14 protein-coding genes and 4 pseudogenes are annotated in these 14,859 nt (G+C 39.0%); 6 read left to right on the forward strand and 12 right to left on the reverse strand.

Features of this window, described 5'->3' with window-relative positions; genetic code table 11:
* Positions 1–592 (reverse strand): IS3 family transposase (locus tag WAX46_RS11820; RefSeq protein ID WP_336494080.1); only part of this gene is annotated, 592 nt, incomplete at its 3' end.
* 115 nt (positions 593–707) lie between these two features.
* The gene (locus WAX46_RS11825) at positions 708–1,568 is read right to left on the reverse strand and encodes an alpha/beta fold hydrolase (RefSeq protein WP_226568315.1); all 861 of its coding nucleotides are present in this window, start codon (positions 1,566–1,568) and stop codon (positions 708–710) included.
* Between the two features lie 69 nt (positions 1,569–1,637).
* Between WAX46_RS11825 and WAX46_RS11830 the strand changes: the two are divergent.
* Positions 1,638–1,839: pseudogene (locus WAX46_RS11830) on the forward strand (transposase); the annotation flags it as partial.
* Positions 1,840–1,915: 76 nt separating this feature from the next.
* Here WAX46_RS11830 and WAX46_RS11835 read toward each other — a convergent pair.
* The 3 genes from WAX46_RS11835 to WAX46_RS11845 all read right to left on the reverse strand — a co-directional run bounded on the left by WAX46_RS11835 (position 1,916) and on the right by WAX46_RS11845 (position 5,311).
* Entirely contained in the window at positions 1,916–2,281 is a 366-nt protein-coding gene (locus tag WAX46_RS11835) for a VOC family protein (RefSeq protein ID WP_336494081.1), read from the reverse strand.
* A 94-nt stretch (positions 2,282–2,375) separates the two neighbouring features.
* Positions 2,376–3,755: an amino acid permease gene (locus WAX46_RS11840; RefSeq protein ID WP_226568317.1), complete on the reverse strand. Its 1,380-nt coding sequence runs from the start codon at positions 3,753–3,755 to the stop codon at positions 2,376–2,378.
* Positions 3,756–3,799: 44 nt separating this feature from the next.
* Positions 3,800–5,311, reverse strand: coding sequence for a class I adenylate-forming enzyme family protein (locus tag WAX46_RS11845; RefSeq protein WP_336494082.1), 1,512 nt, complete (start codon positions 5,309–5,311; stop codon positions 3,800–3,802).
* Positions 5,312–5,573: 262 nt separating this feature from the next.
* On the opposite strand from WAX46_RS11845, the gene WAX46_RS11850 reads away from it, so the two are divergent.
* Complete coding sequence (locus WAX46_RS11850) at positions 5,574–6,011, forward strand: MarR family winged helix-turn-helix transcriptional regulator (protein ID WP_336494083.1); 438 nt, start codon at positions 5,574–5,576, stop codon at positions 6,009–6,011.
* Positions 6,012–6,032: 21 nt separating this feature from the next.
* On the opposite strand, the pseudogene WAX46_RS15885 reads toward WAX46_RS11850, so the two are convergent.
* From WAX46_RS15885 to WAX46_RS11865, 4 genes and pseudogenes are all read right to left on the reverse strand, one after another.
* Positions 6,033–6,324, reverse strand: a pseudogene (locus tag WAX46_RS15885) (glutathione-dependent formaldehyde dehydrogenase); the annotation flags it as partial.
* A 56-nt stretch (positions 6,325–6,380) separates the two neighbouring features.
* Positions 6,381–6,485: pseudogene (locus WAX46_RS15890) on the reverse strand (TetR/AcrR family transcriptional regulator); the annotation flags it as partial.
* A complete protein-coding gene (locus tag WAX46_RS11860) occupies positions 6,478–7,962 on the reverse strand; it encodes an amidase (RefSeq protein WP_226568321.1) in 1,485 nt (494 codons plus the stop codon). The gene WAX46_RS11860 and the pseudogene WAX46_RS15890, both read right to left, overlap by 8 nt.
* A 577-nt stretch (positions 7,963–8,539) precedes the next feature.
* The gene (locus WAX46_RS11865; RefSeq protein ID WP_336494084.1) at positions 8,540–9,076 is read right to left on the reverse strand and encodes a GNAT family N-acetyltransferase; all 537 of its coding nucleotides are present in this window, start codon (positions 9,074–9,076) and stop codon (positions 8,540–8,542) included.
* 432 nt (positions 9,077–9,508) lie between these two features.
* Between WAX46_RS11865 and WAX46_RS11870 the strand changes: the two genes are divergently transcribed.
* From WAX46_RS11870 to WAX46_RS15900, 4 genes and pseudogenes are all read left to right on the forward strand, one after another.
* On the forward strand, positions 9,509–10,423 hold the full coding sequence (locus WAX46_RS11870; protein WP_336494085.1) for a Cof-type HAD-IIB family hydrolase: 915 nt from the start codon (positions 9,509–9,511) through the stop codon (positions 10,421–10,423).
* Positions 10,381–11,043, forward strand: a complete 663-nt coding sequence (locus WAX46_RS11875) for a YczE/YyaS/YitT family protein (RefSeq protein WP_336494086.1) — start codon at positions 10,381–10,383, stop codon at positions 11,041–11,043. The genes WAX46_RS11870 and WAX46_RS11875 overlap by 43 nt, the downstream gene beginning before the upstream one ends.
* 103 nt (positions 11,044–11,146) lie before the next feature.
* On the forward strand, positions 11,147–12,121 hold the full coding sequence (locus WAX46_RS15895; RefSeq protein WP_442895670.1) for a LacI family DNA-binding transcriptional regulator: 975 nt from the start codon (positions 11,147–11,149) through the stop codon (positions 12,119–12,121).
* A 36-nt stretch (positions 12,122–12,157) separates the two neighbouring features.
* A pseudogene (locus WAX46_RS15900) lies at positions 12,158–12,610 on the forward strand (IS5/IS1182 family transposase); the annotation flags it as partial.
* Between the two features lie 191 nt (positions 12,611–12,801).
* Here WAX46_RS15900 and WAX46_RS11890 read toward each other — a convergent pair.
* The 3 genes from WAX46_RS11890 to WAX46_RS11900 all read right to left on the reverse strand — a co-directional run bounded on the left by WAX46_RS11890 (position 12,802) and on the right by WAX46_RS11900 (position 14,384).
* Positions 12,802–13,788 carry an N-acetylglucosamine-6-phosphate deacetylase gene (locus WAX46_RS11890; protein WP_336494087.1) on the reverse strand — a complete coding sequence of 329 codons (987 nt, stop codon included), beginning with the start codon at positions 13,786–13,788 and terminating at the stop codon, positions 12,802–12,804.
* 17 nt (positions 13,789–13,805) lie between these two features.
* Complete coding sequence (locus WAX46_RS11895; protein WP_336494088.1) at positions 13,806–14,009, reverse strand: hypothetical protein; 204 nt, start codon at positions 14,007–14,009, stop codon at positions 13,806–13,808.
* Positions 14,010–14,210: 201 nt separating this feature from the next.
* Positions 14,211–14,384: a hypothetical protein gene (locus tag WAX46_RS11900; RefSeq protein WP_336494089.1), complete on the reverse strand. Its 174-nt coding sequence runs from the start codon at positions 14,382–14,384 to the stop codon at positions 14,211–14,213.
* Positions 14,385–14,859 lie beyond the last annotated feature (475 nt).

The following is a 14,859-nucleotide window of genomic DNA, read 5'->3' on the forward strand; positions in this document are numbered from 1 at the left end:
TGTCCTGCTTATCACCAATATTAAAAGCAATCACTTCTCCATTATATAAATCCAATATACTGGAAAGGTACAATTGTTTCTGTCCATAAGGCAAATATGTGATGTCCGTTACTAGTTTTTCAAGAGGGCGATCAGACTGAAAGTTCCGATCCAGTATGTTACCGGCCACGGCATAGGGTTGCCCATTCTTCTTACGCTTTTTCATTTTAACACGGCATTGCCACTGGTTTTTCTGCATGATACGTTGAACAGTTTTATGGTTAATACGCATTCTCCTTTTTAGTATGGCTGTGATTTTTCGATATCCATATCGATACTTGTGCTTTCGGCACAACGTGCCGACCTGTTTCTCTAGTTGTCTTTTAGATTGATTCTGAGTCAGCTCCTTTTTCCATCTATAATACGAAGTGCGTAAGATGCCTAAATGGACACAAATGTCCTGTCCAGCCTTATGCCACCTCACCCATGTCTGAACCTGCGTCTTATTCTTTATATTCAATTCCTGCATGATCTCTTTCATAGGTACACCTGCCAATCTCATTTCTACAGCCTTCTGTTTGACTTCAACTGGATAACTCACTCTTGTCCCCATAGAAAAAACACCTCCATGTTTTATTTCGGATCACAACGGTCCGTTTTCAAACTTGAAGGTGTTTTTTATTTGTCTCATATTATTGGGTCAGTCCCGCTGATCAGAGCTTTTTTCTTTATTTCAAAAATTCGAGTATGAGTTTGTTGACGACATCTGGTTTTTCATGATTAATCCAATGAGAAGCATCATCGACAAAAATGAGCTGTCCATTTGGACAAATCTTGATTGTTTCCTTCGCCAGCTTTCTGCTTAGAAACTTGTCTTCCATTCCCCATATCATACGAACAGGAACTAGAATCCGTTTTGAAATCGGCTTTTCAAAGCCGCCTTTTTTGATAGCCCGATACCAATTCAGCATTGACGTCATGGCTCCTGGCTGTGTCCAGGCCAGCTTGTAGCTTGAGACATCTTCCTTCGTGAATAAATGAGGTCGAGCCGTCAGACCCATGGCTTCGTCCAGTCTTTGAAAGTGATTTTCCTGAAGCGCTGCCTCTGGTACATTGGGAAACTGAAAGAAAGCGATGTAGGAGCTCTTTTTCCACTGTGGCGGATAAAAAGGGAGAACCTTCATCATCACTCGCGGATGCGGCATATTCACAATGATTAATTTTTCTACATATTGAGAACGTGTAGAAGCCAAATGCCAAGCAACAGCTCCTCCCCAATCATGTCCGCCCACAATGGCCTTTTGATTTGGACTCAGCGTCTTTATCAATCCCACGATATCATCTCTCAACTGACCTAATACGTATGATTCGATTCCTTCTGGCTTGTCACTTAGATGGTAACCCCTTTGATCAGGAACAACGACACGATAGCCTGCCTCAGCCAGGGGCATGATTTGATTTTTCCAGCCGTACCAAAATTCTGGAAATCCATGCAGCAGCACAAGTAGCGGGCCATTCTCAGGTCCAGCCATTGCTGTATGAAGCCTTACACCATTTGTTTGGATAGATTGAAACTCAATTTGTTCCATTCCTTTGCCACCCTTCTCCTTGCCTTTTATTCTTTCAACATAGCATATTTTCCATTCTTCAGAAAATAAAACATCGACGCAAAACGTAAAGAAACGATTGAACACGTTTTTGCGGATGCAAAAGAAAAGCATGGTATGCGTTGGACGAAACTTCGTGGACTGAAAAAAGATTTCAATGAAAAAAGTTTCAATGCAGGCGATTCTTACTTTCGTTGACATGAATCTTAAAAAGCTAGCAAACTGGACATGGAGACGACCATGTCCAGCGTAAAAATAAGTGAAAACCCCACTTTCACTTGAAGTAAAGGAGGGGGTTTGTCTACTCTCACACTAGTAAAGGCTTTTGTCTATTTCATATAATTCAAAATCCAGATCAATCCATTCCTCCGGTCCTGTACTTGTCCGTGAAGTGCGCCAAAGAACGTATCCTGTAATTCCACCAGTACATCCCCGTCAGCTTCAAGCGCTTCATATACAGCCTTTAATTCTTCTTCATTGTCAAACTGCATGATTAACCTGAGATTCTCCGGCTTTAATGTGCGGCTAAACGTATCTGAAAAGTGGAGCAGTGATTCGCCAAGGTGCAATTCAGCATGTAATACACGGTCTTGATGTTCATTTAAAATATGAATATATCCGCCAAAAATCCCTTGATAATATTGAAGAGATTCTTTTACATCTTCTACTACAATATAAGGACTAACGCTGATCATATTCCTCATCCTCCTCTTGTTCCATACATTAACTCTTATCCCAAATCGTAAGAAAAAAGGCACAAATCGTCAATGGATTTGCACCTTTTTCTCATCATGATTTCGCTAATTCACTATGTTTATTTGAATACGCTGCGTACATGACGACACCAATTAACAGCCATACACCGAAGTAAAGCCATGTCCGTCCTGGTAAATTGAACATGAGGAATACGCAGCAGCCCATTGATATAATCGGTAATACTGGCACAAAAGGAACCCGGAATCCCCTTTCAAGCTGCTGATGCGTCTTTCTCAAAATGAGAACAGATAAGCTTACCATCGCAAACGTCAATAATGCACCGATATTTGCTAAGTTGGACAGATCCTTCAAATCAATAAACCCTGAAATAACAGCTGTCATTCCGCCAATCATCCATATGCTTGCAACAGGTGTATCACTCTTGTTTGTTTTTGAAAACACTTTAGGCAAAAGCCCATCTCGACCCATCGCATAGGCAATTCTAGTTGCCGCATAATTATTGGCGAAAATCACAGCCATCAATCCAATGACGGCACCGACAGAAATAATACCAGCCACGCTATTTTGATGCACACTTAGCAGTACATAGGACATGGCCTCTGTCACATTCAACTTTGTATAATGCACCATGCCTGTCATAACCAAACAAACAACAATATAGATGATCGTACAAATGAGTAATGAACCAATTATGCCAATTGGCAGGTTTCGCTGTGGATTTTTCACCTCTTCCGCAGAAGCAGAAATCGCATCAAATCCTAAAAAGGCAAAAAACACAGCAGCTGCACCGGCAATGACACCTTCTACGCCAAACGGCATGAACGGCTGCCAATTGGCTGGCTGTACATAAAAACTGCCTACTACAATGAAAAGAACAATAATGCCAAGTTTCACAAACACCATAATATTATTGAATTTTTTACTTTCCTTCGTTCCTCTAGATAGGATCCACGCAATCAGTAAAGCAATGATAATCGCTGGCAGGTTCATATATCCGCCTTGTTCTGGCCCCGATAAGAATTGATGGGGAATCGAGATTCCAAACCCCTCCAGCAGACTATTGAAATAGCTGGACCAGCCACTGGCTACAGCTGAAGCCGTCAGCATATAAACAGACAATAATGTCCAGCCCATTAGATGGCCCACGAGCTCCCCCATTGTTGTATATGAATAAATGTACGCACTGCCGAACACAGGCAGCGCTGAAGCCATTTCTGCATAACAAAGTGCTGCTAAACTGCACACAATCGCTGCGATCGCAAAGGAGAAAATAACAGCCGGTCCTGCATCCTTTGCTGCTGTAATCCCGGTTAACACCATGACCCCCGTCCCGATCACAGCCCCTATCCCAAGGAGCGTTAGATCGAGCCCGCCCAGTGTTTTCTTTACTTTTTGCTGTCTACTCTGTTCTAACAAATCGTGAATGTGTTTCTTACGAAAAATATGTCGCAAACCCTTTCCCTCCAAAACGTTAGAAAAAAATCATTCAAACTTCATTATAGCAGAATACGTCCCAATTCACGTAAATCTTTTTTCATAATTTTACCAAGCTGGTTTTTTGGCAGTTCCTGCGTGAAATGAATGGACGGAACTTTGTAATCTGCCAAACGCTCCTGGCAATAGTTTACAACATCTTGTTCGCAAACATCGACAAATTCGTCTTTCACGATATACGCACATGGCACTTCACCGTATAAGTCGTCTCTTACACCTATGACAGCTGATTCAATGACACCTGGAATTTGATTAATGACTTCCTCCACTTGGTCAGGATAAATATTATCTCCACCGTACAAAATGACATCTTTGTATCTGCCTGTGATATAAAGAAAACCCTCTTCATCTAAATATCCTGCATCTCCCATATGGAACCAGCCATTTTTGAGCACCTTCTCAGTAGCGTCCGGCTGATGGTAGTAGCCTTGGAAATAAAATGGGCTTCTCATGACAACTTCTCCAATTTCTCCAGCAGGCAGTGTCTCATTTGTTTCAGGATGAACAATTTTCACTTCTACATCCGCATCGACTTTACCAGCAGACCCCATTTTATCTTCACCCATCGCAGGATACCATGCACTGACAACCCATGCTTCTGTACTACCGTATCCATGCATCATTTGAATGCCTGCTTCATTGTAGTCCTTAATCAAGCGTACTGGCACCTTCGTACCACCAGAAAACGCAATTTCTAAGGACGACAGATCATACGTACCACGTTTCATCTCTTCTAACATGTACGTATAAGCTGATGGGAAGGCCATCATAAACGTAATTCTTTCTTTTTCAATCGTTTCTAAAATACGTTTAGGTGTTGCATCGTGTAAAAAGACAAGCGTATATCCTTCAATGGCAGCTGCAATAAGATGATTGATTGAGCTCATATGATACAGCGGGTGACTCGCCAAATATCGTTTTCCTTTTAGGTCAAACCCTCGATTCCTATGTCTCGTGAAAAATTGATAAAGTCGTCCATGTCCCACCATACAGCCTTTTGGGTTGCCTGTTGTACCAGATGTGAATAGAATCATTGCTAGATCCTCTTCTGAAACCTCTTCAGCAAGATCACTTCCATCGTTTGAAGCCAGAAGATCTTCAAACAGCTGTGTCGTTTTAGCATTCACACCGGATTCTACCATTAGACAATCCTCTAAAGACACATTCACAGCGTCAATGATGTCAAGAAATTTTCGGTCAAAAAATAAAGCCTTTGGTTCTGCTTTTTTTAAAATGCCATCCAGCTCAAAAGAGGTCATCTGCCAGCTAAGTGGTACTGCAACTACACCTGCTTTGATGACTGCTAGCATAATCGTCGAAAAATGATGATGGTTTTGACAAATAAAGCAAACACGGTCACCTTTTCGAATTCCTTTACGATGTAAGTAATGAGCCAACTGATCAATGCGTTTTGCATATTCTTCAAATGTATAAGACACACCTCCGCCAGTAACCGCTTCAATTTGTGAAGAGCGTGCCATTCTGTCGTTTAGTAATGCCTGTAAAGTATTCAATATCTTCATCTCCAAACGTTTGATTTCCCATAGGCAATTTCCAGTGAATTGGGTTGACAGACTTTATCTTATTCACATTCTAAAATAAAAATAGACTAGTGTAAAATTATTTCATTTTGGAATTTTTATTTTTGTTAATTGATAATATAAGTGATTTTATAGACGTCTTCTATTTTGGTTTAAATGATGATGATTATTATGATAAGATAGACCTAGTAATTGATCGGAAAAAGCGAATGCAATAGGAAAAGAGGTATGGAGAATGCAACATTTCGAGCTAGATGCAAGTTTGTTAGACCATGCACTGACAAAGTATTTAAAGGCAACTAAACAAATAGATGAAGAGAACATTCCGAAAAACGTCACGAATGTCAAAGGGTTTATTTTACGTATCATCTACCGCCATCAATCATGTACCGTCAAAAATATTCTGCAGGAAGTTTCATTATCTCCCTCTGCGACAACAACCGCTCTCAATCACTTAGAAGATGAAGGGCTGATTATCCGCTCTAGAAATAACAATGACCGCCGTACTGTATGGATTACACTCTCTGAACCGGGTGAACAAATAGCAAAGCAAATGATCGAAAATCGGCAATTGCTTGTGAATCAACTGTTCAACCATCTATCAGAAGACGACAAAAAAACATTTTTTGAATTATTCGAAAAAATGATGGATGAGCATACATTAAAGGCTTAGGAATACTCCTAAGCCTTCTTTTTATGGCTGTAAGATGACCTTTATACAATCATCCTGTTTTTCATTGAATATTTGGTACGCATGAACGGCATCATCTAATGGCAATTGATGTGTGATAATGGCTTAGGGTCAATCTCACCCGTTGTCACTTTTTGATAGAGCTTTGACATGTACGCTCTCGCAAGGACTTGTCCCATTTTCCCGTTTCTAGCGAAAAAGCACATAATGGGAACATATTATATATACCGCGATACACACCGGTCAGCTGAACCTTTCCACATTTCCGAACTGCTTTTGTAGCAATTTGAATCGGTCTACATATGGATCATCCGAATAGGCGACGCTTTCTTCAATACGATGGATGACCTATAGCGCTTCTTTTCCATTTGGAAAGTAATAATAAAGAGATCCCTTAGGTGTGCCGCTCTCTCTAAATCCTTGTTTACGTAAAAGAAATGCAGACGTTTTATTGATTCAATAACTGTTTTATCCCTTTCCAAATCGAGGATGACTCCATTTCAGCTGCAAGCCTGAGCAGACAGTCCTCTTTTCCTTTAGGCGCTGTCACCTGTACACCTAAAGGCATGCCCGCTTGCGTGAGGTGTACAGGGACACTCATAGATGGCTGACCTGTTAAGTTGGCAAGCTGTGTAAATGGTGTGTAGGTCAGACTCTTTAGGAACATGTCATAAATGAGATCCTGCTGCGCTTGCATTGAAAGGGATGACACACGTAACAGTGCGGCTATTTCCTGATCGGTATGCATAAGCTCACCAATCTTTGGAGCCGAATAGGCAGTAGCTGGTGTTATATATAGATCGTAGGTTTGATGAAATGCGGCCATTTGTGCAGCGGCCATATCCCACGCATCAAGACTTTCTGTATAGTCAGCAGCCGTCACATTCTTTCCAGCCTCCGCCAGCACCCATGCCACAATGTCTGTTTCCTCCGGTTTCACAGGCCGCTCGAGTGAACGAGCCAAAGACGTAAATAATGCAGACATTTCTCCGCTGTTCATCACGTAATATTGCTGCATGAGATGAACACCATCGATTTCTGGCTTCGCTTCCTCTATTTGATGCCCTTGTTCACTTAGCCATTTCACCGTTTGCAGAACCGCCTGCTTCGCTTCCTCACTGACCTTCGTGCCAACAGGAGAGTCTACACTGTAAGCAATTCGCATAGAAGATGTGCGTTTCACAAGATCCTCTTGATAACTGCCGTCATATAACGGGGTTTGGAAAGCGGCTTCTGGCTGAATGACCTGAAGCAGATCAAGAAGTGCTGCACTGTCTCGAACTGTCTTTGTAAGCGTAAAGTCAATAGAAGCCCCTTGCCACTGTCTTCCTGCACCTGGGCCTACTGGCGTTCTTCCTCGTGTTGGCTTGAGTCCGAACAAGCCAGTAAAGGATGCAGGGATACGAATGGACCCGCCGCCATCACTTGCTCCACCCGCAGGTACGATGCCGCTTGCCACAGCTGCAGCCGTTCCGCCGCTTGAACCTCCTGGAGAATGTGCAGTATTCCAAGGATTTCTTGTTGGACCATGCAAAGCGGACTCTGTCACATTTCTCAAACCGAATTCCGGTGTGTTTGTATGACCGATCATGAGAAGCCCCGCCTGCTTCAATCGATGGACAAAGTGGGAATCCGTTTTCGCCTTGACATCCTTTAACAGCATAGCACCGGCCGTCAGCGGTTCATTTTCCAGCCCTTGCGATATATTTTTCAGCACAAACGGAACTCCCGCAAACAGCTGATCCGCCTCTAATTGCTTGATGTCTTTTAATACTTGATCCTGCCTTATGTGAATCACCGCATTTAGTTCTGGATTGACTTCCTCCAATCTAGCAAATGCAGCTTGTACAAGCTCCTCTGGCGTTACCTGCTTTTTCCGTAAAAGTGCTACCAAGCCAGTCGCATCATATGTCATATACTCTTTTACGTTCATCGGCATGTCCTTCTTTCTCTTATTATGCTTTCTCTTATTATGCTCTCTCTATTGTCTACTAGGATTCTATGAATTTCAATTTCAGGATACCTACAAAAAAACTTTCTGTCCAGAATATGAATTTCTAAATATCCCTCTAGTTTCTCCGATGTAATAGAGAAAAAAAGACGGAGGTCATCTCGTATGCAAGGAGTCTTTGCCTTGAAAAAAACATTCGTGGCCATCGCGTTTCTTCCTGCTCTGACAACTGCTTTTGCTTTCCATTCGCAGGCAGCTACACCGCAAAAAAGAAAATAAAAATCAAAAAGGAAAGCAAACAGCGATTCATGAAAGTGAAAAAGTAAACATACAGTACATACTTCTTCCTGCTGTCACCTCACTCAAAAAGATCCAAACATCGACTATGTATCAAAAAATGTGAGAGTCAAACTCCTTCTTCTACCGTGAAAAAAAACACTTCTTCTACTGGTTAGGATGTTTTGGTGCAAAAATCTTACAACCTGCAGTGGGTATAGTGTTAAAAAAGGAAGAGCCGTCCCAAGGGGACGTGCTTCTTCCTTTTGTTGTGCGGCATATGTTATGCACCAGCGGGCTGCTCTTTTTTAATCACATACTGATAGCTTTTCACATGCGTTCCATTTTGATTCACAAATTCTTTATCAAGTGCACGCTCAAAGCCCATTCTTTCATATAAACGAATGGCTGCCTGCATTTTATCAGATGTATGAAGATAGAGGACATTTTCGCCCCATGATTGCGTGAGTTCAATACTTTTACGTAACAATGACTCTGCGATTCCTTTTCCCCTGACATCAGGATCTACTCCTAAAAACCGGACAATGGGTGATGTAATGCCCATTTCAGGTTTGTCATACGCTTGTTCAGATGACCGGAACATTTGAAGTGTCCCTACCACCTTGTTCTCAAACTCAGCCACAAGCATAAGCTCCATGTTTGGATTATCTACAGCCGCTCCCAGTGCCGCAGAATAATTTTGCCAGCCTTCCTCTGTAAATTGAGGTTCATACTGGGCGTATGATTTGATCAACACGTGTCTGATGGCCTCATGATCTTCGCTCACTGCTTGACGAATGATCAGCTCTTGCTGCTCCATGTCAGCACCTCCTGTTGTCTATTGAAGAATATACGTATCATGCAATCACTGCATGCCGATGATCTTTCTCTTTTCTCTACTCATTCAATGTAAAGAGTCTCATCCAAAAGATCAATCATTTTGCATGAAATCATCAATGTCATATTTGTTGATTGTGGCCCAATCAGTGATACGATCAGCAGAAGAAAGCCGCTGATGATTGTTTAATCATTCAAGTTTTCAATTGTTGCTGTTGGTTTGATTAACTCCTACTCTTCAACTTGCCCCTCAGCTACCACTGGCCGATCCGCCTTATGTTTTGCCATTTGAACCACTTTAATCACCGTAGCTTATCTTCTTGAAATCTTTATATTAATCTAATAATCTAATTGCTGTGAAACGCGTACCATACATTATACTTGCAATGTTGTAATATCTAAGGAGGACATTCACATGAAAATAATTGCAATTGACTTAGATGGTACGCTCCTATCTGAGAACTTAACTATCCAAGAACAGGATCTAAATGCCTTATATTTTGGACAAAAGCAAGGGCATATTGTAACAATCGCTACAGGAAGAGCTTTATTTGATGCAAAACACATCATCAAAAAATATCATTTAAATTGTCCAATCATTGCTTCAAACGGTGCTCAAATATATGTAAACAACCAGGTTTTATTCGAACAATTTATGGATTCGAGGTTAATCCAACCTATCATAACATGGTTAAATAAAGCAGGAATATATTATCAAGTTTACTTTTCTGACAAAATCGTCGTGTCAAATCAAGGGATTCAGCAACTTGAAAAACAACTTTATGACACAGTAATAGAAGATCCTCAATTTAATCAAGAGATGTTTTGGGATTCTATTAAAGCTCAATTGGATCAATACGGTTTAGAGGAAGTGCCGAATTCAATCCCTGTTGATTATCGTTATGTTATAAAATTTATGATAGTTTCGCCAAGCCAAAAAAACTTAAAAGAAGCAAAAGAATATTTTGGTCAACTAAATGAGTGTGTCGTAACTAGTTCAGGACCATTTAACCTTGAAATTACAAGTGCAGAAGTCGATAAAGGATCCTCATTGAATAAAATTTGCGAATATTATGAAACTACTACTAAAAATGCAATAGCAATAGGGGACAATTTAAATGATCTTTCTATGTTTCATGTAGCTGGAACAGGGATAGCCATGGGAAATGCTGATAAAAACCTTAGTAAAGTGGCTACATTTAAAACATTATCCAATTATGAATGTGGTGTGGCTTATGCTTTTAATCATTATATTCTTAATAAAGAAAATGCCCCTAAACCTAAACCATGGAGCAAACAATCAAGAACCATTATCTTAAAAGATGTTTAATTTATATTTTTGGTTTGTTTGTTTTATCGTTTGGAGTTGTATGTATGATTAAATCAAATACTGGAATAGCTCCTTGGGATGCTCTGAACGTGGCTTTATCAGAACTAATTGGCCTTACGATTGGTACATGGGTTTTCATTGTTGGAGGAATCCTTATCTTAATAAATAGCTTGATAAAAATGCGATTTCCTAATGTAGCTGGTTTTATTCCGATTTTTATCATTGGGATTTTTGTTGACATTTTAAACTTAAAACTTCTCTCCTTCTTAGAATCAAATAATGTAATGATTCAATGGGGTTTATTTTTAATAGGATTATGCTTATTGGCTATTGGAATTGCTATTTATTTAAGAGCATCTTTTCCTTCAATACCAAATGATGAATTAATGTTAGCAATTACTGAACGAACAGGTTGGGGTATTAATATTACAAAGACTATAGGGGAAACTGTAGCTTTTGTGCTTTCAATAATTCTACAGGGTCCGATTGGTATAGGAACCGTAATTGTCTTACTATGTCTAGGGATAATAGTAGGTTTATTTGATAAACTATTATTCAAGATAGGGATGCCTCGTTCTATTTATAGTGAGGGATATAGTCAGGGAAGTGCACATATTTAATATATGTCATGATAAAATCAATAAACGCCTATTCTCAAATTGGATTTCCCTTGGTGTTATTTAGAATAAATTCCTGATGACACTACCTTGAAGGAGTAATATAATGACAAACATTACAGAAATAGCGAAGAAAGCGAATGTTTCTCGGACAACTGTATCCAGGGTTCTTAATAATCATCCTTATGTCAAATCCGATAAACGCGACGCTGTTTTACAGGCTATGAAGGAATTGAATTATGTACCTAATTTCAATGCAATTAATTTGTCTAGAGGAAAGACAAATGTATTCGGAGTAATTGTACCTAAAATCAACCATCCTTTTTTCAGCAAACTAATTGCCGGAATAGGCGAAGAGTGTAATAAACATAATTATAGTTTACTTGTACACCAGACAAATAACGATCTCGACCAAGAACTGGAGTTTTTCAATAGATTAAAATACAAACTTATTGACGGTCTCATTTTAGGATCTTGTATTAGTCCACCACACACACTCGACGAAATATCTAAATTTGGTAAAATTGTTTCTTGTGAAGCTTCTGAAAGCAAACAGGTTGCAAGTATATTCATTAATCACGAATCAGGAATTAAAATGGCCATTAATCATTTACGAATTCAAGGACATCAGTCCATCGGTCTATGTATAGGTAACCCTAAGAGTGGTGTTGGGATAAGTAGGAAAAAATCATTTTTTCATTTCCAACAGGAATACGGATTAAAATGGAGTGATAATTGGTACTTTGACGAACAATACACGATTGAAGATGGTATTGAAATAGCAAAATTATTTGTAAATGGATCACCTCGTCCTACGGCAATGGTTGTAGGAAGTGATTATGTTGCTGCTGGTATCATTTATGAAGCAAAGAAGCAAGGATTACGGATACCTGAAGACTTGGCGGTGTTAGGATTTGATAATCAACCGATATCAAAAATAATAGAACTTTCAACAATACATCAACCTATTAAAGAGCTGGGACAAACAGCAGCAAATTTATTATATAACTTGATGAATAACAAAGAAGTCCCAAATATAAATAAGTTGGAACTACAATTTATTAAAAGAAAGTCAACCTAAAAGAGTATTTAGACAGATGTCTTCAGCTTGCGGTTCAAAGGGTTTATTTTAAGGTCATTGGTCACAGGTTTCAATTCTCATCATCATCTTATATTAGATTCATTCTTAACAAAAATGACAGTGAAAGTCGGTAAACCAAAGTTTAGTCCCAGTAGATGCTGGATATAAAACACCTTGAATTGCTAAGTCTCTAATGAATCAGGAGATAAGACCTGTCATGCCCTACGCAAAAGATGATTACTTGAAAAAGAATGAATACGGGTATGACGCACATTTTGATTGTTACTCCCAAATGGGAATATCCTCTCTCTTATCGTACAACGACTAGAGAGGGTTATAATCATTATGACCTCTGATTCAAAAGTATGTGAGCCCTGCTCTTTTCTAAAGAACTGTACACAAAGTCAAAATCACACCAAACAGATTCACTATCATATTTGGCACGACTACTTAGAAGAAGCAGATCATCTGGAGACTCACTCAATGAATCTATGCAAAACACAAGGCTTACTTTCGTTGCCATAAATCTTAAAAACTGGCAAACTAGACATGGAAAGGACCATACCCACTATAAGACACCTGATATATATAATCAAAATTAAGTGAAAACCCCACTTTCACTTGAAAGTGGGGTTTGACTAAGGTCTGAAGACCAATTTTTAAGTGGTCTTCTTTTATACTTAACCTAAAATCTGTTCTGGGATAGATGCTTTGAAATGAGTCCTTTTTTTAGTTTCATCTATAAAACTAAATGGTCTCAAAGAAAGACTCTCAAACTCATTTAGAAAATTACAAGCATTTAATGGTATAAATGAAGTCATATTCCAAATAACCTCTTCATTAAACCCAATAGTACGTATATTATGCATAAGTCGATCGATTGTGTAAGATCCTGCAGCTACATATCCTTTTCCTTGATACCACAAATTATTTCCTTCAACTTTTTCTAGTGACTGACCACACATGGAATCTGTGTCAATACGATCTGTCATTGGAATAATACCCTGGGAACCAACAAGTTCTACAACTCGTCGTGCAACTTCTAAGTCTACATGTTCACTATCAAAATTCATACAAATTGTTAATAAACCTTCTTTCGCGGCTCTCATTATAGCACCAGGAACTTCTCCGACAAGTGTGTTTATATTATCTAAGTTCCATTGGTCTAATCGGGCTTCTTTTAATCCTTCTAATCTATATGCTCTCTCTTTGGGTGTTCTCCAAGTGTGTCTATAATTTGGCATATCATTAAACAAATGGTCTGTTAAAACAGCATCTGATCCAGCATATTTACTGCGTTTTTGCGCTGTATCTATAACTTCCATTATAAGTTTGGAGGTTTCTTCTGGATATGCTTTTTGGAAATGGCCAATTGCCGGCTTTACCCCAGCTTCCACAAGTGTATCCACAATCCACTCTATACTCGGATGTTCATCAGTTATATATTTTTTTAAATAGGAGTTTTCAGTCATAGCATCTGGAGACAGTACAGTATAAATAAGCCCAAGCTCTCCACAAAACGCGATTTTCTCCCATTCCTCTTTTAATGGTGCCCAATTCCCTTTTTCAGGCGTTCCTGCAAAACTGGCCAATAATGGCCCTTCGAGAGAAATACCTAAAATATTACAAAGGTTTCCCTTCATCTTTTGTTTATGGAATTCTTTCATAAAAACTACAAATTAGTCTAATTGATTATGAGGAAGGAAGATAGAAGGGACACAAAAATACCTTCTAATTCAGCCAGAGCATTGACCTTTTCAATATCTAATTCATCTAAGTTGCTAAAATCATAGTGTCCAATTCCATGACAATGAAACTCTACTGGAAGAGATGGGGCTAAATAAGAACCCGATTTCTTAGAAATCCCTTCTTCGCCAAGTTCATCCATTCATTATTGTTATAGTTTATATTAGCGATTTTCATAACTCCACTTGTTTCAAGATAAGCTGGGCTACTAAATGATGTGCTAGACTGCATCATTGATTCCTCCTCAAATTGGCTATTTTAGTTGTCAGCAAAGACACATCATCATCTTAAAGTATGAAACGCGTACCATATCAACCCTTTTTTTCCTATTTTTATATTTAGACTAACTTCCTAAAACATATTTTCGAAGCATCCTGATTTCGTTTTCTTTTGTCATTAATTCTTTATCCCAATCTACAAGCAGTGTATTTAATTGCAAAAGTTCCAGTAATTTTAGTTTCAAAGCAAAAGGAGCTTTATTTTTGTTAAGCCAATCAAACATTTCAATTTCAGTCATCTTCTGAAAGCCTCCTTAAAATTCTTAAAACACACTATTTGTAACGCCACTCTGAGACATTTTCGTGTTACGCCAACTAGTGTGTCCACCATGAGTTTAATTTGTGAAATTGGTTTCATGTCAATAGAGTTTCAAATAATTATATGAATGGTAGTATTATGGTTATGTTACAACAAAAATAAAACTAAAATCATGATCAATAGCATTTAAGAATGTGATACTTTCGTGGTTTAGAAAATCAAACTGTTGTGTTCCACTGATTTTTAAGGAACAATTAGTCGATCGTTGTTGTGTAAATGCTGCTAGGCGCATAATTATGAGGAAGTAAAACAGCCTTTCCACTGGAGAGCGTTGATGCACTGTGGGCTTCAAACTGTTTTTATGATGTCTTTTTAGTCCGATCGATAAAAAGATCCGTGTTTGATATATACTCTCTATGTAGACAGTGTAAAAAGCCCAAGAAAATCCCTTGGAT

The organism is Bacillus sp. FJAT-53060, from assembly GCF_037104745.1.
GTDB lineage: Bacteria > Bacillota > Bacilli > Bacillales > Bacillaceae > Bacillus > Bacillus stratosphericus_B.